This is a genomic window from Rhodothermus bifroesti, assembly GCF_017908595.1.
GTDB classification, from domain to species: Bacteria; Bacteroidota; Rhodothermia; order Rhodothermales; family Rhodothermaceae; genus Rhodothermus; species Rhodothermus bifroesti.
Window position 1 is genome coordinate 829,415 of record NZ_JAGKTL010000001.1, and the last position, 25,770, is coordinate 855,184.

Consider the following 25,770-nt stretch of genomic DNA (forward strand, 5'->3'; position numbering starts at 1 on the left):
ATATTTTATGGTCTGGCATCCGAAGGGCCAGGCTATGGTCAAGCGGGAAGGCATGCTATGAAAAAAATCTTTTGGAATCGCTTTCGGTTTGGATGGTGGGTATTGCTGCTTGGTCTAGGCGGGCTTGTGGCAACGGAGGCATATGCGCAGGCAACGCTGCGGGGAAAGGTGACTGACCGGGATACAGGAGAGCCGCTTCCCGGAGCAAATGTGGTGATCCAAGGCACGCTGCGTGGGGCAGCTACGGATGTGGATGGGAATTTTCTCATTCCCAGTGTAGCTCCAGGTCAGTACACCTTGGTGATTTCGTATGTGGGCTATGAGCGGGCCGAGGTGCCCGTAACGGTGGCTGAAGGCGCGCGTACCGTTGAAGTGAATGTGCAGTTGGTGTGGGTAGGCATCATGGGGCAGGAGGTGGTGATTACGGCGCAGGTTGCGGGTCAGCTTGCGGCCATTAATGAGCAGTTCTCTTCGTCTGTGGTCAAAAATGTAGTTTCGCGTGACCGCATCCTAGAGTTGCCCGACAACAATGCTGCCGAGTCGATCGGTCGCCTTCCAGGCATTGTGATTTTGCGTTCCGGGGGTGAAGCGACCAACGTGGCCATTCGGGGTCTTTTGCCCAAGTATAACACGGTCACGGTCAACGGCGTGCGTTTGCCCGACACCGACCCCAGCAACCGGGTGGTGGACCTTTCGCTAATTTCTTCCAACATCCTCGACGGCATTGAAGTACGCAAGGCGATTACGCCCGACATGGATGCCGATGCGGTGGGGGGAAATATCGACTTGCGGTTGCGCAGCGCTCCTTCGGGCTGGATGGTTGATCTATTGGCAACTGGAGGGTATGCGGGGCTTCAAAATTATTGGGGCAATTACAAGTTTGTGGGCACAGCCAGCAATCGCTTTTTTGGCGACCGCCTAGGAGTGATTGCTACGTTTAACGCTGACCACTACAATCGCAGCGCCGATAAGCTGGGCATCAACTGGACCGCCGACGACATCAATCCCCAAACCAACGAGCGTGAACCCCGATTCGACAGCTTTAATCTGCGCGAAGAAACGGTCTTCCGAGGACGGACTGGTGGCAGTGTCCTGTTGGACTATACCATTGCGGGTGGCCGGCTTTTAGGCAACCTGTTCTACAATGCGCTGAAAGATGATGCTTTTATTCGGCGTTATGGCCCTTCGGTAGACAACCTGCAGGGCAGCGTAGAAGACTACAACACGCGCACGTCCATCTTGACCAGTGGACTAGGTATCGAACAAAACTTAGGGGCATTCCGCTACGATGCCCAAGCTTTTTATACCCGCTCGCGCCGTAGGGCACCAGAAAACTACGTTTGGGAGTTCTGGCGGGATGGCACAGCGCTCGGTGTAGGGCGGGCAGAGCTATTTGGCCTATCGCCAGACAGCGTTTGGCATTTGGTGCGGCATGACTCTACGATGCAGCTCACTTCGATTTGGGTAGATCAAGAGCGTTTGGACGAAGACCAATGGGGCCTTCAGGCAAACCTGCAGAAGCCATTCCATTGGGGGTGGGTATCGGGGTATGTCAAAGTAGGAGGTAAGCTGCGCTGGCTGGAGCGTGCCTTTGACCGCGAGCGAAACGGCCGTCAGGGATTGCGCTATCCTAGCGACAATGTCGAACGGTGTTTGCTGCAGACGTTAGGGCCAACGTGGGAGGAGCGCTATGCCCTTGCCGATTCGGTCTATGGCGTGCCGGGCCTTCCTATAGCTGTCATTCAGCGTAGTTATGGGCGTCAGGGGCAGTTTTTAGAAGGACGCTACGGCCTAGGGCCCGTAGCTGACGAGCACCTGCTGAAGGAGCTTACGCGAGCGCTGCAGGCCTCGCCTTGCCAGGCTGAGTATCAGAACAACACGATTGAGTCGCTGGGGCGCGATTACGATGGCATCGAGCGCTACCAAGCAGCTTATGTGATGGCCGAGTTAAAACTGGGGCGCTACATCACCCTTATTCCAGGCATTCGCTACGAACGGGACTTTTCACGCTACAACGGCCAGCGTTTCCGCGAAGTCACTTCGGGCTACAACTATGCTCCTCCAGCCGATCTAGAGCCTCTGCGGGTGGAGCGTGAAAACATCTTCTGGCTGCCCATGATTCACCTAGACGTGCGTCCGGTCAGCTGGATGGCTGTGCGGCTAGCCCGCACGGAGACTATCTCTAGACCCAGCTACTACCAATATGCGCCTATCACGTCGATTAATACCTGGCGCTCGTTCATCTGGGCTGCAAACGCTAAACTGCGGCCTTCCCACGCTACGAACTACGATGCCTCGTTGCAATTTGCCACATCACGCTTTGGCTTGTTTGGAATTTCAGTCTTTTATAAGCGGATAGATGACCTGCTCATTGAGGTCGAATATCCCGCACAGCTCTTCCGGAATGTCAATGGCGACACCACGGTCATTGGCGTCCCTGAAGGTACCAACGTGCCGCTGGCATGGCTCATTGGCGCTAGTCCCCAACTGCAAACGACCATCAACAACGAAGAGCCCGCCAAGTACTGGGGTTATGAACTGGAGTGGCAAACGAACTTTTCCTACCTACCTGGGGCGCTTAAAGGGCTGGTGCTAAGCTTTAACTATACCCGAGGTTTTTCAGAGACAACCTACCATTACTATCGTAAGTTGCGCGAGTATGTCCCAGGTTCTCGCCCGCCGCGCTACATCTATTCGCTGATCGACACCACGCGCACGGGCCGCATGCCAGGGCAAGCAGCACACGTGCTCAACGTCACCTTAGGATACGATTATAAAGGGTTTTCAGCGCGTCTTTCCTACCTCTATCAAAGTGATATTGCCGACTACGTCAACCCCCGCGAGCGCCTGAACGACGTTTTTGTAGGGCCTTATTCCCGCTTCGACCTTTCGATTCGGCAAAAAATCCGTGCCAACCTTGAACTCTACGCCAACCTGAACAACGTCAATAACCGTCCAGACGAACGCTACACTGGCCAAGATACCCTAAACCCAGACTATCACTTTAGCCGGCAGTATCTCTCTTACCGAGAACTCTACGGCTACACCGTTGATGTGGGCTTTCGCTATCGATTTTGAAGTAACGGGCTAAACTTACCAACCAAACCACGAGGGTACTATGCGAGGTCTCTACTACTTGGGGGCCGTGGTTTTGCTGGCGCTTTGGGTCGGAGCACGTCCGGCCACGGCGCAAAGCTACACGGTTTGTCCCCCCAATCAGAACGAATGCGTCGTGGAATGGGCCAGCGAGACCGGCGAGCCCATCATGAACGCACTTACGCTAACGGTTGCCAACGATGCCAACCGCCCCGCAGGCCGCGTCTATAAGCTTAAACGTGGTGGCTTTTACTACATCACCGAGCACCTGTCCAACAGCGGCTTTAACCTGCGCCTTATCGGGCAGACGGCTGAAGAAGGCGCAGCCGCAGGCGAAAATATTTGCGGTCAATCAGGCAATGAGGACTGCGGTCCCGCAATCATCCAACGCTTTCGTCGGGATGACGGCACTGTAGACCCGCGTATGATTGAAAGCAGTGGGGACGGGAATGGCGGACTTGAACTACGTCACCTGTGGCTCATGGGCCAGGACAACACAGGCGTAACGGCCAACTACGAACCCATTACGATCAACTCCAAAAATTCCCGCTTTATCTTTGACTACGTCATCTTCGACCGCAACGACTGGCATCACTTGGGCTTCAAGGCCGAAGGAAATGACATTATCATTACCAACTGCCTGTTCAGAAACTTGGTAGGGCCCTCGCAAATCTGGGAAGGGCGTGCTATCCGTCTAGAGGCAGGGGCCGACACAGTTATTTTTGAAAACAATTCTTTCTTCAATTTGACTTCTTTCCCCTTCCAGTCTGAGGCTGCACCGGTAGAGTACTTCCTGTTTAACCATAACACGCTGGTGAACTTTGGCCGGAACTTCAACGCAGGCGGTCTCTGGAAGCGGGCCTATGTGACCAACAACCTGATGATTAACCCCTTCTGGCAAGGTGAAAGCCAACAACAGTACACGGACCGCTATAACAGCTGGGTAGGCGCTGGTAACGATCCGGGTTATTTCACCCAGTGCTGTGAGCATATCGGCATTTTTGGCATTCAGCCGCTGCCGGCACGCTACGGGTTGGAATCAGACCGGCGTATTGTGCTGGCCAACAACAACTGGTGGCTAGATCCTGCCGTGGCGCAAATTCATCAGGAGCTTGGCGTGCGCTCGCAGCCATTGGTGAGCGACACAACGGCGCGCTGGTTTGCGCTTCGTGACGGCATGGTGATGCAAAACAACACCAATTTGCCTGTTCAGCTAGCCAATGCGCCTACGGTGGCCTCGGTGTATCAACAAATGCGGACGTTTATCAGTCAGTGGATTAATAACCAACCCACGCCTTGGGCACTGGTGGTGTGGGACCCCGGTCGCGACCCAGACCCCACGTTCAACATCTGGCCTGTACCTGAGGACTTCTCCTACACCCATAGCCAGTTGCAGACGGCTGGCACCGACGGTCTGCCGCTGGGCGACTTGAACTGGTTCCCTGAGGCCAAGCAGAATTACTTGGCGAATCGTAATGCCTATATCCAGGCCATTGAAGACATTGCTGGTGGTGCACCTGAGCAGCCGGTAGGCCAGCAAGTGGTTGAAGGCGAGAAAGGTGTCATTGAAAACGGCGAAATCTACCGGCCTCAAGGCTTTACCAGCTTTTTCTTCGAGGGCAGCGGCCGCGTCCGCTGGGTGTTTAATGCGCCTCAGGATGGCCAATACATCTTGCGCGTGCAGACCAACCTAGGGAACGAAACGGAGCGTGGCCAACACATCCGGATTGACGGTGTTGGCCTGCGCAACTCGAATACCTATGGAGAATTTTTCTTCTGCTCCACGGCCAGCAGCAATGCGGAATGCAAGTTCAAGCTCCAGCCCAATACGTGGGCATGGGTAGAAATCCGGCAAAGTGATCTGGTGGCCGGTTCGTTGGAGCTAACAGCCGGCGAGCATACCTTGGAGATCGCGCCTTCGTGGGGCTGGCAGTGGTTCTCCTCGGTTGAGATTAAGCTGGCAGCAACGGGTGAAACCGTGGCGATGCTCACCCCAGCCGACGCCGTTGAGCTGGTTGCGGCCCGGCTGCAGTGTGAAGATGCTGAAGCCTTCTGCCCCTCAGGCTTTCAGGCAGCGCTGCTGCAGGCTGGCGGCAGCGTGACCTGGACCATCGAAGTGCCAGAGGGCGTGCGGAGCGGTCTGGCCCGGATCTTTTACCAGGCAGAAACAGGGGCTTCAGGCACGTTGATCGTCGATGGACAGGAGGTGGCCACGCTGTCATTCCCACCAGCCACAGGTACGTCGGCTTCTGAGGCGCAATCACCGCGCTTTAGCATCCAAAGCGGCGCCAAAACGGTCGAACTGGGTTCGGGTACACACACCATCGGCATCGCCAGCGCTAGCGGTGGACTGATTGTAGACTACGTCATTGTGCTCTACTACTATGGCGTGGTCGCCACCGAACGCAACACGCTACCAGAAGGCTATGCGTTGGAGCAGAACTATCCTAACCCCTTCCAGCGGGCCACAACGATTCGCTATACTTTGCCGCAACCAGGCAAGGTGCGCTTGGTTGTCTATGACTTGCTAGGCCGCGAAGTTGCCCGTTTGGTTGATCGCGAAGTACCTGCGGGTGCCCATGCCGTACGGTTTGAACCTACCGGCCTAGCCAGTGGGCTGTACTTCTACCGACTGGAGACGCCCGAAGGCGCATTGGTGCGCACGATGACGCTGATGAAGTAACTGCGAAAAAAAAACCTTCTGTCCTAATCCGGGAGCAGGGCACAACCGCCTTGCTCCCGGATCCTTTGTAAAACTACAAGACCTGAAAATAGCTGCTCAGGAGCCTTGGGGTAGGGAACACACCCATGACACTTCACCTTTCGACGCTCGATCTGCTCATTATCTTGGCCTATGGCCTGGTTACGATCGGTGTGGGCATCTGGATTTCTAAACATGCTGCAGCCAGCATCCGCAACTACTTCTTAGGAGGCAACCGCATCCCTTGGTACATGCTTAGCCTGTCGAACGCTTCCGGCATGTTCGACATCAGTGGGACCATGTGGATGGTGTATCTGCTGTTCGTCTATGGCCTCAAAAGTATTTGGATTCCCTGGCTCTGGCCCGTCTTTAATCAAATCTTTCTAATGGTTTACCTTTCGATTTGGCTGCGGCGCTCAGGGGTGATGACCGGTGCAGAATGGATCACATTTCGCTTTGGAACCGGGCGCGGAGCACAGCTGGCCCACCTCATCGTTGTGTTGTTTGCCATTTTCAACGTCATAGGCTTTTTGGCCTATGGCTTTATCGGGATTGGGAAGTTTGCTGCCACGTTTTTGCCTTGGAAACTCTCTGAAGATCCAGTAACCAACATCCATCTCTATGGACTACTCATCACGGCCCTGACCACGATTTATGTCGTTAAAGGAGGGATGTTTAGCGTGGTGGCTACCGAGGTGCTGCAGTTTTTTATCATGACCCTTGGCTGTGTTGTTTTGGGGATCATCGCCATGCAACGCATTTCTCCAGAAATGGTGGCTGCTGTGGTACCGGAAGGTTGGTTTAGCCCATTTTTTGGCTGGCACCTGGATCTGGACTGGTCGCGCCTGATGCCAGCAGCACAAGAGAAGATCGCTGCTGACGGATGGGAGCTGTTCTCGGCCTTTTTCATGATGATGCTCTTCAAAGGGGCCCTTCAGGCTATGGCGGGACCGGCCCCAAACTACGACATGCAGCGGGTGCTTTCGGCCCGTACGCCCCGCGAAGCGGCTAAAATGAGCGGCCTGGTTAACGTTGTGCTGCTGGTTCCGCGCTACATGCTCGTAACGGGTCTGACCGTCCTGGCTCTGGTGTTTTTCTCTGACGAACTCAACGCCATGGGGTCAGCGGTTGACTTTGAGCTTGTGCTGCCGTTTGCCCTGCGGGAGTTTGTACCGGCGGGTTTGGCAGGACTGCTCATTGCAGCACTGATTGCTGCATTTATGTCCACGTACGCAGCTACCGTGAATGCTGCTCCAGCCTACATTGTCAACGACATCTATAAGCGCTACATCAACCCCAATGCTAGCGAGAAGACCTACGTATGGATGAGCTACCTCACGTCGTTCGTTGTGGTGGTCATCGGTACCGCCGTAGGCTTGTTTGTCTACTCGCTCAACGACATCATCCAATGGATTGTAGCTGCGCTCTACGGAGGCTATACAGCCTCGAATCTGCTCAAATGGCACTGGTGGCGCTTTAATAGCTACGGCTACTTTTGGGGCATGGTGGCCGGTATGATAGCTGCACTGATTGTGCCTGCGCTGATGCCCTCTGTGGCTACGATCTACACGTTCCCAATCATCCTGGGGACTTCGCTCATTGGTTGCATTGCCGGAAGCCTGTTTACCGAGCCCGACGACGAGGAGGTGCTCAAGAACTTTTACCTTAGGGTGCGCCCCTGGGGCTTTTGGAAGCCGATTCATGATAAGCTAGCGGCAGAATTCCCTGCATTGGAAGCTAACCGCAACTTCCGGCGCGACCTGCTCAACGTCGCCGTAGGTATTGTCTGGCAAACAGCGCTGACGGCAGCAGGCATCTACCTGGTGCTCGAACGCACCACCGAGTTGCTCGTCTGCGCCGGTCTGATCGTCGCCTGCTCCCTCTTTTTAAAGTACAACTGGTACGATCGCATGGAAGACTGGCCGCGCGACCTTGCTTATTACCCCCAGGTGGCTACTTCCGAGCGCATTGCTTCGTAAAAAAACACCATCAACACAGCAAAATGGAAGTCCAACCGGTACGGCTGACAACCCACTTTGAACTGCGCCTGCGACGGTTACAGGCGGCTTACGAAGCGCTAATTACACGGCCCAACGAGCCTTTACCCGAAGACAACGGGATTGTAACCCGTTACCGCTACCCCGTGCTTACGGCTGCCCATACGCCACTTTTCTGGCGCTATGACTTCAATCCGGAGACAAACCCATACTTGATGGAGCGTATGGGAATTAACGCAGTGTTCAATCCAGGAGCGATCAAATTGGGCAGTCGCTACCTGCTGGTGGCTCGGGTGGAAGGTGTAGACCGCAAGTCCTTCTTCGCTGTGGCCGAAAGCCCTAATGGCATCGACAACTTTCGCTTCTGGGATGAGCCGATCGCGCTTCCCGAAACGGAAAATCCTGACGTGAACGTCTACGACATGCGGCTGACAGCGCATGAAGACGGCTGGATCTATGGGGTTTTTTGCACGGAACGCAAAGACCCCTCGGCGCCTCCAACAAATACCACAGCGGCCGTAGCACAATGCGGCATTGCCCGAACCAAAGACTTAAAAACTTGGGAACGGTTACCTGATTTAAAGACCCCCTCGCCGCAGCAGCGCAACTGCGTGCTTCATCCGGAATTTGTCCAAGGCAAGTATGCTTTCTATACACGGCCGCAAGATGATTTTATCGAGGCAGGCTCGGGAGGAGGTATCGGCTGGGGACTTTGTGAGGACATCACGCATCCGGTCATCCACGAAGAGCGCATTATTGATCCACGCCGTTACCACACCATTAAGGAAGCCAAAAATGGTCTAGGTCCACCCCCGATCAAAACCCCTTACGGCTGGCTGCACCTGGCACATGGCGTTCGGCATACGGCGGCTGGCCTACGCTACGTTTTGTATCTATTTATGACCGCTTTAGACGAACCCTGGCGCGTCATTTATGCTCCTGGAGGATATTTCATGGCGCCTGAAGGCGAAGAGCGCGTTGGCGACGTGTCGAACGTGCTGTTTTGTAATGGTTGGATTCTGGACGACGACGGGCGTGTGCTGATCTACTACGCTTCATCAGACACCCGCTGCCATGTGGCGACCTCGACGCTCGACCGGCTGCTGGATTATGTCATGCACACTCCGCCCGATGGCGAGCGCTCAGCTGCCTGCCTCCAGCAACGTCTCAACCTGATCCGCCGAAACCTGCAGTGGATGTCCCAAAAGTGAATCGAACACCTACGATTGATCGTGCTCAGGTAGCATGGCTCTACCAAGAAGTGCAGCAGGAGCTTACGGGCAACATTCTGCCGTTTTGGACAGCGCGCACGCCCGATCCAAAATACGGGGGATTTGTTGGGCGCGTAGGACCGGACGGCAGTCCCGATCCCGAAGCGCCGCGAGGTGCGATCTTGAACGCCCGTATTTTGTGGACTTTTGCCGCAGCCTACCGGCAACTGCACCAGCCCTGCTATCGGGCATTGGCTGAGCGAGCCTATGCCTATATCCGGGAATATTTTATGGATCCTGTACAGGGAGGCGTCTACTGGCTCGTTGCTGCCAATGGGCAGCCTTTAGATACGCGCAAGCACGTCTACGCACAGGCATTTGCGATTTACGGCCTGAGTGAATGGTGCCGAGCAAGTGGCGAGGCGGAAGCCTGCCTGCTGGCACAAACGCTCTACCAACTTTTGGAGAGGTATTGTGCTGATGGCACCCCTGGGAGCTATATCGAGGCCTGTGACCAAAGTTGGCAACCGCTGAGCGATGTGCGCCTAAGCGATAAAGACGCTCCTGAGCCTCGCAGCATGAATACCCATTTGCATGTACTTGAAGCCTATACCAACCTCTACCGCGTGTGGCCAGACGCCCACCTAGCCCAGCAGCTTCGGGCCTTAGTGGAACGTTTTCTACAGTCCATGTATCATCCTGCTACAGGCCACCTGGGACTGTTTTTTGACGAACGCTGGCAGCCTCGCTCACGCGCCATTTCCTTTGGACACGACATCGAAGCCAGCTGGCTACTGCTGGAGGCAGCCGACGTGCTGGGCGATGCCGCATTGCGTGCACGGGTGCGGAACGTTGCGCTACATCTGGCCCGAGCGACGCTGGCCGAAGGTGTAGCAGCTGACGGCAGCCTCTATTACGAAATCAATGAAGCAGGAGAGCTCAATACCGACCGCCACTGGTGGCCGCAAGCAGAAGCCTTCGTAGGCTTTTTAAATGCCTTTCAGGAAAGCTGCGACCCCACTTTTTTTGAGGCTGCTGTGCGCCTCTGGCGCTACATCCGCCAAGTCCAATGCGATCGCCAAGGCGGCGAATGGTTTGCCCGCGTGCGCGCCGACGGCACGCCTTATGCCGACGACAAGGTGGATTTTTGGAAATGCCCTTACCACAACGCCCGGGCCTGCTTGGAAGGCCTGCGCCGATTGAAAACCCTCCTGCATATCGAAACAGCCGTGTGAACGAAACCCTCCAAAACGGCGTACTCTTTGCTATGCAATGCAGAGAGCAGTTTTAAAGGACTTGACGTGCATAGCAAAATGGGAAGTTTATCTCAAAACGCCTGGTGGGATCGATTTCAAGCATTGCTGGATGATCAAAACGACTGGCCCGCGGAATATCTTTTCAAGTTCATTGCCCCTTCAACGGAGCGCGAAGCCTTACGTGCCGTGTTCGGCCACTACCCGGTTACCATCCGAGAGTCGCGTAAAGGAAACTACGTGAGCCTGACCGCGCGCATGGAGGTCCAGTCGAGCGACGAGATTATCGCTATCTACAAAGCAGCCGCCCGTGTGCCTGGAATCATTGCCTTGTAGGACCTCTTGCGGTTAGGCCAGGTCAAGTGCAGCAGCCAACGATTCAAAAAGCGTCCCCAGCGTAAACGGTTTACACAGGTAGCCCGAAAAGCCTAGTTCCAGAATTTGTGCGCGCTCGGCCTGGCTTCCTACGGAGGTCATGGCAACAATAAGAGGAGGGTCTGAGGTTGCCTCGCGTACTAACTGACGCGTCAGCACTGCATTCTCCAGAAGGGGCAAAGTAGGGTGTCCTACCGATTCCAAGGAAATAAGCGCAAGCTGATAGCGATACTGGGACAGAAGCTGTTGGGCTTCTTGAACAGAGGTGGTGGCATGGCATTCCAGTTGGCGCAGCGCTGCGTAGGGTGCCCGTCGTAAAGCAGCCTGGATAAACGGATGCAAGGCCGCGTCGGCATCCAGTAGAAGCATAAGCCAACGCTGGCCATTGGCAACTTGGGGGACAGACATAAAGGCCTACAAAAACAACCGCACGCTAGAGGGTGAGGTAGTCGATGAAACCGTACTTTCTAAGTATAAAGATGCCTGTTGGCTCAATGAATCAGAGGGTAGTTTTGACGCATAGAATTGTTTATCCGTGGTAGAAATGGCGCAATGTCCAAGGGTTACAATTTTTTTGAGTAGCTTTGGGATCCGATGGCGCCGATTGCCGTCGAAGACTATAGCACATGGTTTAGATTCTTGGCGCCATGGCAGATCCCTTCCAAGAGCGGACATTGCAGTGGGCTTCGACGGTGTCGGATGGCGCAGCGGACAGAGAAGCCCTGCGCATGCTAGAACGACTGGCCCAGGAACTTACCGCGCTGGCGCGAGAGTTGGAACGGGCGTATGCAGATGGATGGCAGTTGCTGCAGCACGTGCAGGCAGGAGGGCGACCCGATCTACTGCGTAACGCGGCCCATCTTCAAGTTCGGCTGGAAGGATTACAGGATCAAATTCACGAAGTGCAGGAGTTGGTCGAGCGGTTATGGCGGGCAGGAATGGCTGGTATGGCCGAGCGTTTGCCCATGGGCCGCATCGAGCGGCCTTCGGTGCTAACGGCTACCCCTATGCAGACCGAGCCAGCGTAAAAGCTTGGGCCAATGCGCAAAAGCAAAGACGCCTGCAGCTGCAGCAGCAGTGGGTTCCGACGGGTGGTACCAGGCCACCTGCCAACCAGCGTGGTATGCACCTTGCACGTCGCTGTGCCAGGAGTCGCCCACGTAGAGCAGTGCCTCAGGAGGAAGGCCTGCAGCAGCTGCGGCATGGTTAAATAGTTCGGGATGGGGCTTGGCCACCCCCACTTCTTCACTAATAATCACACAGCGGGCATGGCGGCTCAGCTCGGGGAAGTGAGCTAACTTGGCCCGCTGAATGGGGGCAAAACCGTTGGTCAGCAGGCCTACCGGAAAGTGCTGCGCTATGGTAAGAAACGCCTTTTGAGCTCCCTGAGTCCAGCGCCAGTGTCGAGGGTAATGCGCCAAGTAAATGGTGTTCAATTGTTCAGGTGTTACGTCGACAAGCTGTAGGGCTTCGATGAGCTGAGCAAAGCGGCTATGCAGGAGTGTAGCGCGATCGATTGCGCCTTGCTGGTACTGTTGCCATAGGGCTGTGTTGATCGCATGGTAGGTGGCCTGCAGCTCGTCTATAGCGACGTGCGCAAAGACGTGGGGCAGGAGGGTTTTGAGATCTGCCAAGGCAGCCCGTTCGGCTGCGCGGTGATCGAGCAGCGTATCGTCTAGGTCAAAATAAATGAAGCGAATAGGCTTAGAGGGGCCTTTCGTAGAGCGCATAGGCTTTGTCGACCACAGCACCCAGATGCTCTAAGGCGTTAAGCAGGACTTTATTGGTATCAAGCACCCAGCTCATTTCACAGGCTTCATAGCCGCGTAGCTTGCCGCGTTGGATGGTTTCTAAAACCAGAAGCGCATCTAAACCTCGGCCGTGATAGGCCTTGCGAATACCCATCAGCGGCATGCGGGTTTCGTAAACCACACCCAGCTGCATGGCCAGCAGCAGTTTGATTAGACCAAATGGGAACAGTCTGCCATTGCGCACGTGGCGAAGCGCCTGGTTGAGGTTAGGGATGATGAGTGAGAAAGCGATGGGACGACCGGCATCTTCCAAGATAAACACAAGCTCTGGATCGATTACTTGCCGCATGGCTCGGGCCAGGTGCCGAAATTCATTTTCTGTCATAGGCACGTGACCCCAATTATCCGACCAAGCTTCATTGTAAATGTCCAGCACAATACGGGCCTCTTCCTCGTAGCGGCTCAGGTCCAACGTGCGTAGCGTAATGGTCGGGTTGCGGCGGCGAACCAACGCGACTCCCCGTTCCAACTTTTCGGTTTTTAGGTATTTTTTGTGGACGTAGTAGGCCCACATGGTCATGACGCGCCTAAAGCCTGCCTGTTCGAGAAAGGTAGCGTAGTAGGGTGGGTTGTAGGGCATGAGAATCGAAGGGGCGCGGTCAAACCCATCGACGAGGAGGCCGGCAACGTCGTTAAGCGAAGGATTGGTGGGGCCGCGCATGTACCTAAGGCCTTGGTGGCGTAGCCATTCGGCTGCTGCATCGAAGAGGGCCTGTGCGACGGTAAAGTCCGGCACACACTCAAAAAAACCAAAAAATCCAACGCCATCGTTGTACTTTTTTAAGTGCATGCCGTTGACGATAGCCGCAATGCGGCCTAGCACGCGGCCTTGCGCATCCAGCGCCAGAAAAGGCTGCATCGTGCCATGCTCAAAAAACGGATTTTTTTTCGGATTGAGCGTTTCCGCTACGTCCCGCCGTAGCGGCGGGACCCAGTAGGGGTGGTTACGATACAGCCGATAGGGAAAGCCAATAAAGCGCCGCAGTTGCCAAAAGTGTGCGACTGGGACGACGCGTACCGTCTTTGCAGCCGGCGTATGTACCGAAACGGTGGCAGCTTCCATAAACTCAAATGACGCCGTGGCGCTTACCTACCCGATAGAAGGCTTCTAGAATATAATCGAGTTCCTCGTCGGTATGGGTAGCCATGAACGAAGTGCGCATCAGCGCTTGGCCTTGCGGTACAGCCGGGGGTACCACGGCGTTGACAAAAACGCCTTCTTCGAGCAGGTCGCGCCAGAACCGGAAACAGGTCATCATGTCGCCGATCACAACCGGGATAATAGGCGTTTGGCTGTTCCAGACGTTGAAACCTGCGCTGCGGAATCCTTCGCGCATGTAGTCGGAGATTTTCCAGAGGCGTTCTAAGCGCTCAGGCTCGCTTTCAAGAATGTCTAGGCACTTGAGTACCGTAGCTACGTTAGCTGGCGGCATGGAGGCCGAGAAGATATGCGCTGAGCTGGTATGGCGAATGTATTCGATCACGTCGCGGTCGCCTACGCAAAAACCTCCTAGAGAGGCAAAGCTTTTGGAAAAAGTCCCGACCGTTAGGTGCGCTTTGTGCTCCAGGCCAAAGTAAGCCGCTGATCCGCGCCCGCCAGGACCAATCACGCCTACGGCGTGTGCGTCGTCGAGCATTAGGGCGGCACCGAATTCTTCGGCAAGTTCTACGAGTTCGGGCACGCGGGCAATGACCCCGCTCATCGAAAACACCCCGTCGGTTACGATGAGCTTCCCAGCCTCTGGGTGCTCAAGTTGTGCCCGTTCCAGCAGACGGCGCAGGTGGTTAAGGTCGTTATGCCGGTAACGTACCGTGGTAGCCAGGCTGACTTGCGTGCCGGCCACAATGCTTGCATGGTTGTCTTTATCTGAAAAGATGATATCGTTTTTGGACGTGAGGGCTTGGATGACGCCCATGTTCGTCATGTAGCCCGTGGAAAACAAAATGCAGGCCTCGCGTCCCATAAAGCGGGCCAAGCGGGCTTCAAGCTCCAGATGCAGATCGAGTGTGCCATTGAGAAAGCGGCTACCGGTGCAGCCAGTCCCATACTTGCGAATGGCTTCGATGGCTGCCTCCTTGACCCGAGGGTCTGAAGTGAGGCCTAAGTAATTGTTCGACCCGGCCATGATGACCTCACGGCCGTTAATGATTGCCCGTGTACCTTCGTTGCGCTCAATAGGTCGAAAGTAGGGATATAACCCTGCAGCACGGACACGCGCATAATCTCCCGTTGGATCAAAAAACCGATGGCATTTGACAAACAGGCTGGGCTCTGCGGTAGACACCTGCGGGACGGCCAGCCGGTCCTGTGGATTGTGAACGGTGTCAGACATGGGAATCTCCCAGCGTTGATTCATGGAAAAACAGGTGATGCCGCTTGCCAAAAGCGCATCTTGTAAAATCGACGCTACAACGCAGCGTGTTTAAGAAGGATCTATGGCGTAGAGGTTGCATTTTGCTCAAACCGAAAATCGTAGGATATTTTCATGTAGGGTTTGCACACGCTTGCCCCGGTAAGCACGCCTTTCCAGACGCAGCAGCAGCTGCTCGATGCATGCTAGCGCAGCTTCGTTCCCTGGTCGCTTGGGGTAAGCCCATAACCGGGAGCGGTAATAAGGAAGGTTCTCTAAAAAGCGACGGACGTCTTCAGGGCGCAGCAAGCGGTCGTAGACAGCCATGCCCATTCCGTCACGCTCAAGAAACAAAGCATTCAAGGTTTGTTCAAAGATACCCCGATTCGGCATGACCAAAAGTGGCTTGCCCAGATAAAGTGCTTCACTGATGAGCGTAAACCCGGCGGTGCACACTACCGCTTGAGCGCAGGCTAGGTCGTGAAGAAATTCATCAAGCGAGGGTTTTTTAAAGATTAGGTTCGGATAGCGTGCGGCATCTTCTGGGGGTGGCAGGTTATAAAGGATAAACGGTACAGCTAGTTGTGCGAGCACCTGCGGTAGATGACCAACGCCTTCGGGCTGATTGACGTAAACTAGAATGGCTTCTCCAGAGACGGGCCTAAGCTGTTGTATTTCAGAGCGGATGATGGGAGGGATCAATGTGGTGCGTTCGGGCCGGCGCAGTGGAGGAAAGAAAAAGGAGGTCAGCAGCACATGTAGCGGTCGTTTAGGTGCAATCAGGCGGATAGCTAGGCAAGCTAGCGCCGCATCTAGCCAGTAGCGTAAAGGAAGCGGGTAACGCGTTTCTGTAACAATCTGTTGATGATTGAAGGAAAGCACAGGCACCCCAAGACGCTCAGCTGCTCGGGGCGTGAGAGCTTCAAAATCGGTAATAAGCAAATGCGGTCGAAAGGCGGACAGCTTTTCGGTCAGCTCATCTAGCAGGGTCCGTAGCTTACGTAGAGTAGTAGCATTGGCACGCAGTGTGGCTAGGAGTTGCATGCGGTTGCCATGCAATACCTGGCGTAAGGAAGGAACAGGCAGGACCGTTTCGCCGCTGGCTTGCAGCACGTCGCATGCTGTACCACCGCCGCAGAAGAGCAATTCATGGCCGCGTTGCCGAAGCTCTCGCGCGATGGCCAGTACACGCGAAGCATGGCCACGTCCTTGTCCACTTAGCGCATAAACGATCCGTGCCATAAATGCGGACTTGGTGGTAGGGCAAACTGCGCTAAAGATCGTAAAAATTAGCCAGAAAAGGAAACGCCTTGCTAAAATTGCAAGCGCAGGCGTGCCTGTGCGCCCCCAAAAGGCAAGGGGTGGAGCGTAAGGCTCAGGCGGTCGCTTACATCAAACGTGTACAAGTGAGCGTGGACATAGGCATCCAAGACGCTTAGGCCATACCATAAGCCAATGGCAATGTACGAAAGATCCCGGTTTCGGCGATAGCGGTCACGGTAGTGCCGCAACAAGTCGGCGCGACCGGCTTCGATGACAAAGCGGAAACGCTCGGCTTCTTCTCGGTACTGGGGATACTGCTGCGGTGCAATGGCATACAAGTAGGCATGGCGGTAGAGCAGATAGCGCTCGTTGAGCAAATGGGCTAATGTTGCAAACCCGGCCAGCCCAGCGTAGACAAAAGGGACTTTCCAGTACTGCCGGTTATAGACTTGTCCCCATCCAGGCAATACAAGTGCCCGCCACAGGGCCGCCTGTGGGGTGTGCACCGAATCCGGCGGTGAGGGCTGCCTGCCTGCAGGGAGGGTGAGCAATACCAGCATGAGCACCTTCATTCGCCCAGTAGAAGCGCCAGTAGACGCTCGAGCTCTTCGTCAGAAAAATACACAATTTCGATGCGACCGCTTCGGCTACTGGTACGGTGGCGGATATGTACGCGCGTGCCCAAGCGCCGTCGCAACTGGTCTTCGTAAGCGCGCAGCTGGAGGGTTTCTGCATCACCGGGTTCAGCGCTTGAGGCGCCTTTCGTTGCTTCCCGTTTCTCTTGTGCACGGTGCCAGGCACGCACGCGGTCTTCAACCTCACGGACAGACAGCTGCTTGGCTTCGATTTCCTGGAGTAGGCGCAGTTGGACCGTTTCGGGCAGTCCAATTAGAGCACGGGCATGCCCAGCCGTGATCGTGCCGTCGCGTAAACTGGCCTGAATGCGGGGGGGCAGCTTGAGTAAACGTAAAAAGTTAGCAACCGTAGCGCGGTTTTTACCTACTTTCTCGGCCACTTGCTCTTGCGTCAGCCCGCATTCTTCCATAAGGCGCTGGTAGCCCAAAGCTACTTCAATGGGGTTGAGCTCTTCGCGCTGGACGTTTTCAACCAGCGCCATTTCCAACATTTCTTCACTACCGGCCTCACGAATGTAGGCCGGGATGCGCTTTAGACCCGCGCGGCGCGCTGCCCGCAAACGCCGTTCCCCTGAAATCACTTCGAACTGATTATTGCCCAAAGCGCGAACAGTAATCGGCTGAATAATGCCCAACTGAGCAATCGACTGCGCTAGTTCCTCTAGGGCTTGCTCGTCGAAATCTTTGCGGGGCTGGTATGGATTGGGGCGAATGTGGTCGATGTCAATCTCAGCTACGCGACCTAAAAGCCGTAGCCGTTCCTCAAAGTGATAAAGTCGGCTTTTAGGCGTTTCTACACCCGCAAGTTCATCGGTTGCCGTTTCCTCTCGCGCCGGAGGCGGAAGCAGCGCATTTAACCCACGCCCTAAGGCTGCCTTACGTGTTGCCATTGATTGTTGGAGCTTTGGCTAATGCCCTAAAGGTTAAGAAGCGGGTGAAGCCCGGTGCATGGCCGAAGGCAAGATGCCGTTGGTTGCTGGGGCTTCTTCCGAGGTCGTGTCGTTTTGCAAAAAGCGCTGATTGTTTTGCAAAATTTCTCGCGCCAAGGCCATGTAGTTGCGGGCGCCAATACTTGTAATGTCGTACAGCAGTACGGGCCGCCCAAAACTGGGGGCTTCTGAAAGCCGCACGTTCCGCTGCACAATCGTCCGAAATACTTTGTCGCCAAAGTATCGTTGCACTTCCTCGGCTACTTGATTGGATAGCCGCAGCCGCGTGTCGAACATGGTCAGCAGCACACCCTCGATTTCTAAATTAGGGTTTAGGTGCTGGCGGACAATCTTAATGGTGTTGAGCAATTGGCCCAGGCCTTCCAAGGCAAAATACTCGGCTTGCACAGGGATAAGCACCGAGTTGGCAGCAGTGAGCGCGTTGAGCGTGAGTAAACCCAGCGAAGGCGGGCAATCGATAATCACAAAATCGTACTTGCGGCGGGCCCGTCGGAGCGCATGGGCCAAAATGCGCTCGCGTTCCGCCACGTCGATCATTTCAATTTCAGCCCCAACCAGATTGATATGGCTCGGTACGATTTCTAAAAAAGGCAGATCAGTGGGCAGAACGGCTTCCTCTAAAGCGATGTTACCAATGAGCACCTCATAGGTGGATTTCTGCACGGTACGCGGATTAACGCCTACCCCCGAAGAGCAATTCGCCTGAGGGTCGATGTCAATCAGCAGCGTTGGGCGCTCGGTAGCTGCTAGGGAAGCCGCCAGGTTAATCGCGGTGGTCGTTTTGCCGACCCCGCCTTTTTGATTGGCTATGGCAATGACTTTACCCATGAGTACCCACCGTCTTGCAGCCGCGAAAGCCTTTCATAGATAGCGCGAAAACGGATAAGGCCCGCCTTTGTTGCGCCTTCCTAACCAAACGCGCTTCACGCTGTCGGTTAATCTATAAAGAAACCAACGATTAAGCCAGACTTTTTTCGCACAAAAAGCGAAGATTGGATCACGCTTAGCCGCCTTGCGTTTTGTCGGGTGCATACAAGGCGCGCATTCCTGGTCCCCATGGCCCGACGCTTTGTCTTAAAGGCTGACCCCACAACGCCGAAAGCCACGCTTACTGTCGATTATGCTGGGCAGCTCAATGCGCAACAATATGCAGTGGCCACAGCAGGAGGCGGTCCGGTGCTCGTTGTGGCCGGTGCCGGTACGGGCAAGACGCGGGCACTGGTTTACCGCGTGGCCTACTTGGTCGAAACCGGTACGCCACCCGAGGAAATCGTGCTGCTTACCTTTACCCGACGGGCTGCGCGGGAGATGTTGGCTCGTGCAGCAGCTTTGCTCGATGGCCGCTGCGAGCGCGTCCAAGGTGGCACGTTCCACGCCTTTTGCCTGGGAATTCTCCGTCGCTACGCAGCACGCCTAGGCTATCCGAGTACATTTACCGTATTGGACGCTTCGGACGCGGCCGATGTGATTGATCTGTTGCGCACGGCGCGTGGATTAGGCCGCAGCGCCCGCCGATTCCCACGAAAACAAACGCTACAAGACCTCTTTTCGGCAGCTGCTAACCATCCTGACTTGTCGCTGCAGGCCTTACTTGAAGCCCGCTATCCCCAGTTTCTGGAGCATCTAGAAGCCATAGCAAGCCTGCAGCAAGACTACGCGCGCTATAAGCGTCAGCATGGCCTGATGGACTATGATGACCTGCTGGCCTGCACGCTAGAACTTTTTGCGCTTCACCCCGACGTGCACCGCCAGGTGGCTTCCCGATGCCGCTACGTACTGGTTGACGAATACCAAGATACCAACCGCCTTCAAGCTGAGCTGGTGCAGCAGCTTGCGGCCGTGCACGGCAATGTGATGGCCGTTGGCGACGATGCCCAATCGATTTATCGGTTTCGAGGGGCCGACTGGCGGAACATCTTCGAATTTCCACAACGCTTCCCGGGCACCCGCATCCTTAAACTGGAGCAAAACTATCGTTCAAGGCAGCCTATCTTAGATCTAGCAAACCAAATCCTGCAACGGGCCCACCACCGCTACGACAAGGTGCTTTTCAGCCATCGCCAAGACGGGGAAAAACCAGCCATTATCCCTGCCCCCGATGAACGCACCGAAAGCCGGTTCGTATGCCAAATGATCCTAACGCTGCGCGAGCAAGGCGTGCCTTTGCACCAAATGGCTGTGCTGTTTCGCAGTAGCCACAATGCTTTCGCCTTGGAATTGGAGCTCAACCGGCACGGCATCCCTTACGTAAAGTATGGTGGACTCAAGCTGAGTGAGGCCGCTCATGTGAAAGATCTTTTGGCCTACGTGCGCCTTTTGGAAAATCCGAAAGATGCAGCCGCCTGGAACCGCGTGCTGCAGCTCATCGAGGGCATTGGCCCGCGCACGGCGCAACAGCTGATCGCTTGGCTTGTAGCTGCGCAAAGCGAACCCTTTCGGCTCGCCGAACGGCCTTTTTCCCCGCGCTACGCCGAGGCCTTGATGCAACTTTTTACGCTGCTACGCCAGCTTCGGGAAACGGACTGGCCACTGGAGGCACAGCTCGATGCGCTGCTGCGGTACTACACGCCGCTTTGCGAGCGTCGCTACTATGAAGACTTCCCTCGCCGGCTGCAAGACTTGGAACACGTGGTTAGCCTCAGTGCACGCTTTCAAAGCCGAGCGGCATTTCTGGAGGCAATGGTCCTAGAGCCGCTGGAGCTTACCGCGCTTGAGGTAGATCCCGTGCTCGAAGACGAGCCCCCGTTGGTGCTGTCTACCATTCATTCGGCCAAAGGCCTGGAATTTCACACCGTGTTTATCATTCATGCGCTCGAGGGTGTGTTGCCCTCGGCTTACGCCCTCAGCGATCCGGAAGCCCTCGATGAAGAGCTCCGGTTGTTGTACGTAGCTATTACGCGCGCCCGTGAGCACCTGTTTATCTCGTATCCCGTCGTGCGCTATCAGGCTAGCATGGGAACGTACCTGGCCCATCCAAGCCGTTTTATACGAGAGCTTCCTGAATCGATCCTAGAGCCCTGGATGCTGGTAGAAGAACCTGGGCCACCTGGGCTTCCGGCCCCCTCCAATGTAGCCAACGGCCATCCATGACCGAAGTATATCGCACAACCGTGCCTACCGATGCTGTACTAAGCATTGAAGAAGTCGGGCTGGATCAACTGGAATTGATCCGCGAGCTTAACCTGCGCATTTTCGAGGAAGAGCGCGTTATCAACACCTTTGATCGCGAAGATTTATTGATTTTGCTGGCGCGCGTTAATGGCGTGCCGGCAGGGTTCAAGATCGGCTATCGTGAAAACGGCCGCACGTTTTACAGTGCCAAAGGCGGCGTGTTGCCAGAATACCGTCGCCAGGGTATTGCCCGTCAGCTGCTTTATGTGATGATGGACTGGGCACGCCAGAAAGGCTATAAGCGGTTTGCTTACGATACGTTTCCCAACCGGCATCCTGGCATGACCGTCCTGGGGCTTATCGAAGGCTTTCGCGTAACACGGGCCGATTATAACACCTACTATCGCGACTACCGGCTGCGACTGGAAAAAGACCTGTAACCTCCTATGGCAAACGAACCCTGGCTGGAGGCTGACCAAACTGAAGGCGCACAAGCACGCCGCGCAGATCTCCTCAAAGGGTTACGCCAAGTGCAGTACTGGATCGATGAAGCGCTCGCCCAGGTGCCCGACGAAACTGCGCTCTGGTGGGAACCCGCAGCAGGTGTTCCTTCAATTGGAGCGCGCCTGCAGCATATTCTGGGTGCCAGTCGGCGACTGGCCGCCTATGCCTTAGCTGCCGATCCCGATCCCGAAAGCCTGGCCGCAGCCGCCCGATCGGATTGGACCCCTCAGATGCTGCCCAAAGCGAGCTTGGCGCAGGAAGTTCGCGACTTTTTTGCTGAATTGATCCACCGTCTTGAAGCACTGCCCGAGGAGGCAATGGACGAGCTGCGCCCGCTTGGCCGAAAACGACTGCCCGTACGGCGCTGGACGATCTTGCATCACCTTGTCGAGCATGCGGCCTATCATAGCGGCCAGCTTATCTTGCTCGTGCGCCTCTACACGCACCACGTTGGCTAAAAAAGGCCTTCTTGCTTGCAACTCTGCGGCTTAAAGTGCCGTAGGCTAGGCATCAAAGAACAGGCTTAGGGCCAAGCATGTCGCTACTGCTGTTCGAAATCGGAGAAGGATTTCGGAGCGCTCTGCATGCGATCATGGCGCACAAGCTGCGCGCCGTTTTGACTACGCTAGGCATCATTATCGGCATTGTGGCCGTAACGCTAATGGTGACCGTGATCAATGGTGTCGAGCGTGGACTGAATGCAACGCTTTCGGTTCTAGGTGCCGATGTGCTTTATGTTGAGAAATTCCCCTGGGCCTTTAACCCTTCGCGCTGGTGGGAGTACATCAACCGTCCTGAGCTGAAACCTGAGCTGGCGGCCCTCATTGCGCAACGTGCACGCTACGTCAGTGCTGCAGCTCCGGTTTATTGGCATCAAGGCTATGCACGCTATGAACGCGTGACCGTATCGCAACTCTCAATTGTAGGCACGACGGCCGATTACGTGCGCGTGCACACCTTTGATGTGGCGCTAGGCCGCTTTTTTACCGAAGTAGAAGACCGCAGCGGCCGTCCCGTATGCGTGCTAGGAGCTGAAGTGGCCGCGCGTTTGTTTCCTGTAGCCCAGCCTTTGGGAAAGTTTATCCGCTTAAACAACCACCGCTGTCAAGTCATTGGCGTGATGGATCGCCAGGGTACCGGACCGGACAGTCCTGCGGGGCTTGATTTGCAGGTACTGATTCCGCTGAGCACGTTTAGTCGTTTCTTTGGCCTGCAGGGCCGAAGGGTTTCTATCCAGGTTAAAGCAGTGCACCCCGATCTTTTAGCATTGGCCCAAGATGAGGTGACAGGCATTTTGCGGGTGGCACGTAAGTTGGACGCTTTGGAGAAAAATAACTTTGAAATCAACACCCTGCAGGCTTTTCAAAGGCAGATGGCACCGGTCAAGGGAGCTATCTATGGGGTGGGTATTTTTCTAACGGCCCTTTCGCTGTTTGTAGGTGGCATTGGGGTGATGAACATCATGTTTGTTTCGGTTAAAGAGCGCACCCGGGAAATTGGCATCCGAAAAGCTGTTGGTGCTACGCCGCGGGCAGTTCTGACGCAGTTTCTGATGGAAGCCGTGATGGTTTGTTTGGTAGGCGGGGTGATTGGGGTGCTGCTGTCTATAGGACTGACGGCGATCGTGGATTTAATGCTGCCTACGTATTTACCAGCCACTACGGTGATGTTGGCGTTTCTAATTTGCATTTTGACTGGTGTAACGTTTGGGTTGGCGCCGGCCTGGACGGCTGCACGTGCCCAGCCCATTGAAGCACTCCGCTACGAATGACGGCTGCCTATGGAATGGCGTGAAGCTTTTCGTATGGCCTGGATGGCGCTTCAGGCAAACAAGCTGCGCTCGAGCCTGACGCTGCTAGGAATGGTAGTAGGCATTTTTGCCATCATTAGCTCGGTAACAGCGGTGCAAGTCATCGACGTGTACTTTCGCGAGTCGATGACGTTTTTGGGGGTTTCTACCTTCACGATTACCCGCTATCCGGCTATAGAAATTAACGGCGGCCAACAGGAGTACCGGCGCCCTATTACGTATGCCCAGGTGGAACAGCTCCGGCGTACCCTGACGCTGCCTGTGTACCTTAGCGTGCTGGAAGGGTTTGCGATGGGATCACTGCAATATGAGTCCCAGAAGACCGAGCCTGGGGTGATCCTGATTGGGACCGACGAGCACTTTTTGGAGAACTATGGCTATGAACTGGACATAGGTCGCTTTTTTACTGCCCAGGAAGTGCACTATGGGCGCATGGTTACGGTTTTAGGTTCGGTAGTCGCCGAAGAGTTGTTTCCCAACATATCCCCTGTAGGGAAGGTGGTGCGTTTTCAAGGGCAGCCTTACGAAGTGATTGGCGTGCTCAAGGAAAAAGGGAGTTTCCTGGGCTTTAGCCAAGATCGCCGCATCTTTATCCCCATTACGACGGCTTTTGCACAGTATGGCCGGCCGGATCGTGACCTGGGATCGGTAAGCGTGCGTGTGGCCCGGCCCGAGCTCCTGGGTGCAGCGATGGAAGAAACCATCAGCCGGCTCCGGATCATTCGGAAAGTGCCTCCGCATAAGCCAAACGACTTTGAAGTTAGCACGAACGACTCCATGCGGGGGGTTTTTGATCGGTTTACGCGTTTGCTGTCGATGGCAGGTGCTGGTATTGGTTTCATTGCGCTACTGACGGCGGGTATTGGCATTATGAATATCATGCTGGTATCGGTCGCAGAGCGCACCCGAGAGATTGGCATTCGGAAAGCTGTTGGGGCCCGGCGGCGAGATATTCTGGGGCAGTTCTTGCTTGAAGCATTTTTCTTGTGCCAGTTAGGTGGGCTTGTAGGTATTTTGCTGGGCGTTTTGACAGGTAACCTGGTTGCCCTGCGGTTCGATATTTCGGCGGTGTTTCCGTGGGAGTGGGCACTGATGGGTGTTTTGCTGGTAACGCTCGTTGCGGTCGTGTTTGGCAGCTATCCGGCCTATAGGGCGGCCCGGTTACATCCCATAGAAGCTTTGCGTTACGAATAAGTCTATGGAAGAGACGCTTACACCTGCCGAACGCGCCAAGCGTATAGCTGGCCAGCATGTGGCGGCTATGGTGGAAAACGGCATGCGGCTAGGGCTGGGTACAGGATCAACGGCTGCTTGGGCCATTCGTGCACTTGGGCACCGGGTACGCGAAGAAGGACTGCACGTGGTGGGCGTGCCCACCTCGTATGCTGCCGAACGTTTGGCCCGGGCCGAAGGCATTCCGCTGGTCACGCTCGATGATGTTGACGTGTTAGATCTGGCCTTCGACGGTGCCGACGAGGTAAGCCCCACGCTGGATGTAATTAAGGGCCGAGGGGCTGCACATACCAGGGAAAAAGTCGTAGCGGCTCAGGCACGCCGCTTTGTCATTTTGGTCGATGAATCCAAGCTGGTTGAACGCTTGGGCACGCGCTGGCCGGTTCCTGTTGAAGTGCTTCCTATGGCCGCTACCCCTGTTATGCGAACCTTAGAGCGGCTGGGAGCCGTGCCCGTCTTGCGTATGGGCCAAGGCAAAGACGGTCCTGTAGTGACCGATCAGGGTTTTTGGATCATTGATGCCCGATTCCCCAACGGCATTGACGATCCACAGGCCTTGGCGATCAAGCTTTCTACGTTACCTGGTGTGCTAGACCACGGCCTATTTTTAGATATGGTTACCGACGTTTTGGTAGGTCAGGCTGATGGTCATGTTCGTCATCTGAAAAAATCCGCGGGAGCACGCCAATAAAAAAGCCCTCTAAAAAAGAGGGCTTTTTTGATCATTCAGCCGATCAAACACTTACTGCAGGCGGAAGATCACAGGCAGCGACATACGCACCCGAACAGGCCGTCCGCGCTGCTTGCCTGGCTTGAACTTAAGCTGACCAATGCACCGAAGGGCTTCTTCATCTAACCCAGCGCCTACACCACGCAGCACCTGTGCATCGGAAACGTTGCCTTGCTCATTGACGATAAACTGGACAATGACCCGACCTTCTACGCCCGCCTTTCGGGCAATCTCCGGATACTTAATGCAATTGTAGATGGCCTGCTGGCCGCCAATCAACTCGGGCATTTCCTCGACCACTACGAAAACCTCGGGCTCCGGCTCTTCCTCTTGTTTTTGAGGAGGGGGCGGGGGTGGCGGGGGTACGCTAGCCACTGCCTCTCCGATATCTAAGGCTGCGTCCAGATTCAGCTCTGCCTCTTCCAATGTCGTTTCATCCGGCACTTCGACAGGCACTGGGGGGCGCGGCGGAGGTGGAGGAGCGACTTCCTGGCGGGTCTGGACAATTTCCTCCATTTGCACCACTTCCTGCTCTTCAACTACAAACTGCACGCCTTGCTCTGGGCGCCAGTCGATGCGAAACGCCACAATGAGCAGGATCAACGTGAGGATCAGGCCGATCTCAATATACAAGGGATACCGCTTCCGCAGATCGGCCTCTTCTGTTTTGCGAATAAATCCCATGGCACCAATTCGGTTAAGAATTTGGAAAGCAAAGATACATTAAGCCTATCACGTA

At 55.3% G+C, this 25,770-nt stretch carries 22 protein-coding genes; 13 read left to right on the forward strand and 9 right to left on the reverse strand.

Annotated elements, in window-relative coordinates; all coding sequences use genetic code 11:
• The first annotated feature begins 57 nt into the window (after positions 1-57).
• The 6 genes from J8E65_RS03545 to J8E65_RS03570 all read left to right on the forward strand — a co-directional run bounded on the left by J8E65_RS03545 (position 58) and on the right by J8E65_RS03570 (position 10,594).
• On the forward strand, positions 58-3,078 hold the full coding sequence (locus J8E65_RS03545) for a TonB-dependent receptor (protein ID WP_210373974.1): 3,021 nt from the start codon (positions 58-60) through the stop codon (positions 3,076-3,078).
• 40 nt (positions 3,079-3,118) lie between these two features.
• Positions 3,119-5,779 (forward strand): T9SS type A sorting domain-containing protein, encoded by a 2,661-nt coding sequence (locus J8E65_RS03550; protein WP_210373975.1) that lies wholly within the window; start codon positions 3,119-3,121, stop codon positions 5,777-5,779.
• Between the two features lie 125 nt (positions 5,780-5,904).
• Positions 5,905-7,776, forward strand: a complete 1,872-nt coding sequence (locus tag J8E65_RS03555) for a sodium:solute symporter family protein (RefSeq protein WP_210373976.1) — start codon at positions 5,905-5,907, stop codon at positions 7,774-7,776.
• A 23-nt stretch (positions 7,777-7,799) separates the two neighbouring features.
• Complete coding sequence (locus J8E65_RS03560) at positions 7,800-9,005, forward strand: glycoside hydrolase family 130 protein (protein ID WP_210373977.1); 1,206 nt, start codon at positions 7,800-7,802, stop codon at positions 9,003-9,005.
• Positions 8,987-10,240, forward strand: coding sequence for an AGE family epimerase/isomerase (locus J8E65_RS03565; RefSeq protein WP_341481737.1), 1,254 nt, complete (start codon positions 8,987-8,989; stop codon positions 10,238-10,240). Before J8E65_RS03560 ends, J8E65_RS03565 begins: the two co-directional genes overlap by 19 nt.
• Before the next feature lie 78 nt (positions 10,241-10,318).
• Complete coding sequence (locus J8E65_RS03570) at positions 10,319-10,594, forward strand: DUF493 domain-containing protein (protein ID WP_210373978.1); 276 nt, start codon at positions 10,319-10,321, stop codon at positions 10,592-10,594.
• A gap of 12 nt (positions 10,595-10,606) precedes the next feature.
• On the opposite strand, the gene J8E65_RS03575 is transcribed toward J8E65_RS03570, so the two are convergent.
• Positions 10,607-11,041, reverse strand: coding sequence for a response regulator transcription factor (locus tag J8E65_RS03575; protein WP_210373979.1), 435 nt, complete (start codon positions 11,039-11,041; stop codon positions 10,607-10,609).
• Positions 11,042-11,280: 239 nt separating this feature from the next.
• On the opposite strand from J8E65_RS03575, the gene J8E65_RS03580 reads away from it, so the two are divergent.
• Entirely contained in the window at positions 11,281-11,661 is a 381-nt protein-coding gene (locus J8E65_RS03580) for a hypothetical protein (RefSeq protein WP_210373980.1), read from the forward strand.
• On the opposite strand, the gene J8E65_RS03585 is transcribed toward J8E65_RS03580, so the two are convergent.
• The 7 genes from J8E65_RS03585 to J8E65_RS03615 form a co-directional block, all read right to left on the reverse strand.
• Positions 11,626-12,363 carry an HAD family hydrolase gene (locus J8E65_RS03585; RefSeq protein ID WP_210373981.1) on the reverse strand — a complete coding sequence of 246 codons (738 nt, stop codon included), beginning with the start codon at positions 12,361-12,363 and terminating at the stop codon, positions 11,626-11,628. The genes J8E65_RS03580 and J8E65_RS03585 overlap by 36 nt on opposite strands.
• Complete coding sequence (locus tag J8E65_RS03590; protein WP_210373982.1) at positions 12,338-13,507, reverse strand: hypothetical protein; 1,170 nt, start codon at positions 13,505-13,507, stop codon at positions 12,338-12,340. Before J8E65_RS03590 ends, J8E65_RS03585 begins: the two co-directional genes overlap by 26 nt.
• Positions 13,508-13,511: 4 nt before the next feature.
• A complete protein-coding gene (locus J8E65_RS03595; RefSeq protein WP_210374073.1) occupies positions 13,512-14,783 on the reverse strand; it encodes an aminotransferase class I/II-fold pyridoxal phosphate-dependent enzyme in 1,272 nt (423 codons plus the stop codon).
• 120 nt (positions 14,784-14,903) lie between these two features.
• Positions 14,904-16,037 carry a glycosyltransferase family protein gene (locus J8E65_RS03600; protein WP_210373983.1) on the reverse strand — a complete coding sequence of 378 codons (1,134 nt, stop codon included), beginning with the start codon at positions 16,035-16,037 and terminating at the stop codon, positions 14,904-14,906.
• 71 nt (positions 16,038-16,108) lie between these two features.
• Positions 16,109-16,630, reverse strand: coding sequence for a DUF5683 domain-containing protein (locus J8E65_RS03605; protein ID WP_210373984.1), 522 nt, complete (start codon positions 16,628-16,630; stop codon positions 16,109-16,111).
• Entirely contained in the window at positions 16,627-17,583 is a 957-nt protein-coding gene (locus J8E65_RS03610; protein ID WP_210373985.1) for a ParB/RepB/Spo0J family partition protein, read from the reverse strand. Before J8E65_RS03610 ends, J8E65_RS03605 begins: the two co-directional genes overlap by 4 nt.
• A 33-nt stretch (positions 17,584-17,616) precedes the next feature.
• Entirely contained in the window at positions 17,617-18,471 is an 855-nt protein-coding gene (locus J8E65_RS03615) for a ParA family protein (protein ID WP_210373986.1), read from the reverse strand.
• Between the two features lie 228 nt (positions 18,472-18,699).
• On the opposite strand from J8E65_RS03615, the gene J8E65_RS03620 reads away from it, so the two are divergent.
• The 6 genes from J8E65_RS03620 (at position 18,700) to rpiA (ending at position 24,992) form a co-directional block, all read left to right on the forward strand.
• Complete coding sequence (locus J8E65_RS03620) at positions 18,700-20,733, forward strand: ATP-dependent helicase (protein WP_210373987.1); 2,034 nt, start codon at positions 18,700-18,702, stop codon at positions 20,731-20,733.
• A complete protein-coding gene (locus J8E65_RS03625) occupies positions 20,730-21,194 on the forward strand; it encodes a GNAT family N-acetyltransferase (RefSeq protein WP_210373988.1) in 465 nt (154 codons plus the stop codon). The genes J8E65_RS03620 and J8E65_RS03625 overlap by 4 nt, the downstream gene beginning before the upstream one ends.
• A gap of 6 nt (positions 21,195-21,200) precedes the next feature.
• Complete coding sequence (locus J8E65_RS03630; RefSeq protein WP_210373989.1) at positions 21,201-21,716, forward strand: DinB family protein; 516 nt, start codon at positions 21,201-21,203, stop codon at positions 21,714-21,716.
• 77 nt (positions 21,717-21,793) lie between these two features.
• Positions 21,794-23,029: an ABC transporter permease gene (locus J8E65_RS03635; protein ID WP_210373990.1), complete on the forward strand. Its 1,236-nt coding sequence runs from the start codon at positions 21,794-21,796 to the stop codon at positions 23,027-23,029.
• A 9-nt stretch (positions 23,030-23,038) separates the two neighbouring features.
• A complete protein-coding gene (locus tag J8E65_RS03640) occupies positions 23,039-24,262 on the forward strand; it encodes an ABC transporter permease (RefSeq protein ID WP_210373991.1) in 1,224 nt (407 codons plus the stop codon).
• 4 nt (positions 24,263-24,266) lie between these two features.
• Positions 24,267-24,992: a ribose 5-phosphate isomerase A gene (rpiA, locus tag J8E65_RS03645; RefSeq protein WP_210373992.1), complete on the forward strand. Its 726-nt coding sequence runs from the start codon at positions 24,267-24,269 to the stop codon at positions 24,990-24,992.
• A 51-nt stretch (positions 24,993-25,043) separates the two neighbouring features.
• Here the strand turns inward: rpiA and J8E65_RS03650 are convergent, their stop codons facing one another.
• Positions 25,044-25,715: an energy transducer TonB gene (locus tag J8E65_RS03650; RefSeq protein ID WP_210373993.1), complete on the reverse strand. Its 672-nt coding sequence runs from the start codon at positions 25,713-25,715 to the stop codon at positions 25,044-25,046.
• Between the last annotated feature and the right edge of the window lie 55 nt (positions 25,716-25,770).

Excerpts from the sequence above, each read along its gene's own strand:
- J8E65_RS03560 (WP_210373977.1), top strand. The coding sequence starts at position 7,800 with ATGGAAGTCCAACCGGTACGGCTGACAACCCACTTTGAACTGCGCCTG.
- J8E65_RS03620 (WP_210373987.1), top strand. The coding sequence starts at position 18,700 with ATGGCCCGACGCTTTGTCTTAAAGGCTGACCCCACAACGCCGAAAGCC.
- J8E65_RS03580 (WP_210373980.1), top strand. The coding sequence starts at position 11,281 with ATGGCAGATCCCTTCCAAGAGCGGACATTGCAGTGGGCTTCGACGGTG.
- J8E65_RS03585 (WP_210373981.1), bottom strand. The coding sequence starts at position 12,363 with ATGCGCTCTACGAAAGGCCCCTCTAAGCCTATTCGCTTCATTTATTTT.
- J8E65_RS03615 (WP_210373986.1), bottom strand. The coding sequence starts at position 18,471 with ATGGGTAAAGTCATTGCCATAGCCAATCAAAAAGGCGGGGTCGGCAAA.
- J8E65_RS03570 (WP_210373978.1), top strand. The coding sequence starts at position 10,319 with ATGGGAAGTTTATCTCAAAACGCCTGGTGGGATCGATTTCAAGCATTG.
- J8E65_RS03625 (WP_210373988.1), top strand. The coding sequence starts at position 20,730 with ATGACCGAAGTATATCGCACAACCGTGCCTACCGATGCTGTACTAAGC.
- J8E65_RS03635 (WP_210373990.1), top strand. The coding sequence starts at position 21,794 with ATGTCGCTACTGCTGTTCGAAATCGGAGAAGGATTTCGGAGCGCTCTG.
- J8E65_RS03640 (WP_210373991.1), top strand. The coding sequence starts at position 23,039 with ATGGAATGGCGTGAAGCTTTTCGTATGGCCTGGATGGCGCTTCAGGCA.
- J8E65_RS03555 (WP_210373976.1), top strand. The coding sequence starts at position 5,905 with ATGACACTTCACCTTTCGACGCTCGATCTGCTCATTATCTTGGCCTAT.
- J8E65_RS03545 (WP_210373974.1), top strand. The coding sequence starts at position 58 with ATGAAAAAAATCTTTTGGAATCGCTTTCGGTTTGGATGGTGGGTATTG.
- J8E65_RS03550 (WP_210373975.1), top strand. The coding sequence starts at position 3,119 with ATGCGAGGTCTCTACTACTTGGGGGCCGTGGTTTTGCTGGCGCTTTGG.
- rpiA (WP_210373992.1), top strand. The coding sequence starts at position 24,267 with ATGGAAGAGACGCTTACACCTGCCGAACGCGCCAAGCGTATAGCTGGC.
- J8E65_RS03610 (WP_210373985.1), bottom strand. The coding sequence starts at position 17,583 with ATGGCAACACGTAAGGCAGCCTTAGGGCGTGGGTTAAATGCGCTGCTT.
- J8E65_RS03600 (WP_210373983.1), bottom strand. The coding sequence starts at position 16,037 with ATGGCACGGATCGTTTATGCGCTAAGTGGACAAGGACGTGGCCATGCT.
- J8E65_RS03575 (WP_210373979.1), bottom strand. The coding sequence starts at position 11,041 with ATGTCTGTCCCCCAAGTTGCCAATGGCCAGCGTTGGCTTATGCTTCTA.
- J8E65_RS03630 (WP_210373989.1), top strand. The coding sequence starts at position 21,201 with ATGGCAAACGAACCCTGGCTGGAGGCTGACCAAACTGAAGGCGCACAA.
- J8E65_RS03605 (WP_210373984.1), bottom strand. The coding sequence starts at position 16,630 with ATGAAGGTGCTCATGCTGGTATTGCTCACCCTCCCTGCAGGCAGGCAG.
- J8E65_RS03590 (WP_210373982.1), bottom strand. The coding sequence starts at position 13,507 with ATGGAAGCTGCCACCGTTTCGGTACATACGCCGGCTGCAAAGACGGTA.
- J8E65_RS03650 (WP_210373993.1), bottom strand. The coding sequence starts at position 25,715 with ATGGGATTTATTCGCAAAACAGAAGAGGCCGATCTGCGGAAGCGGTAT.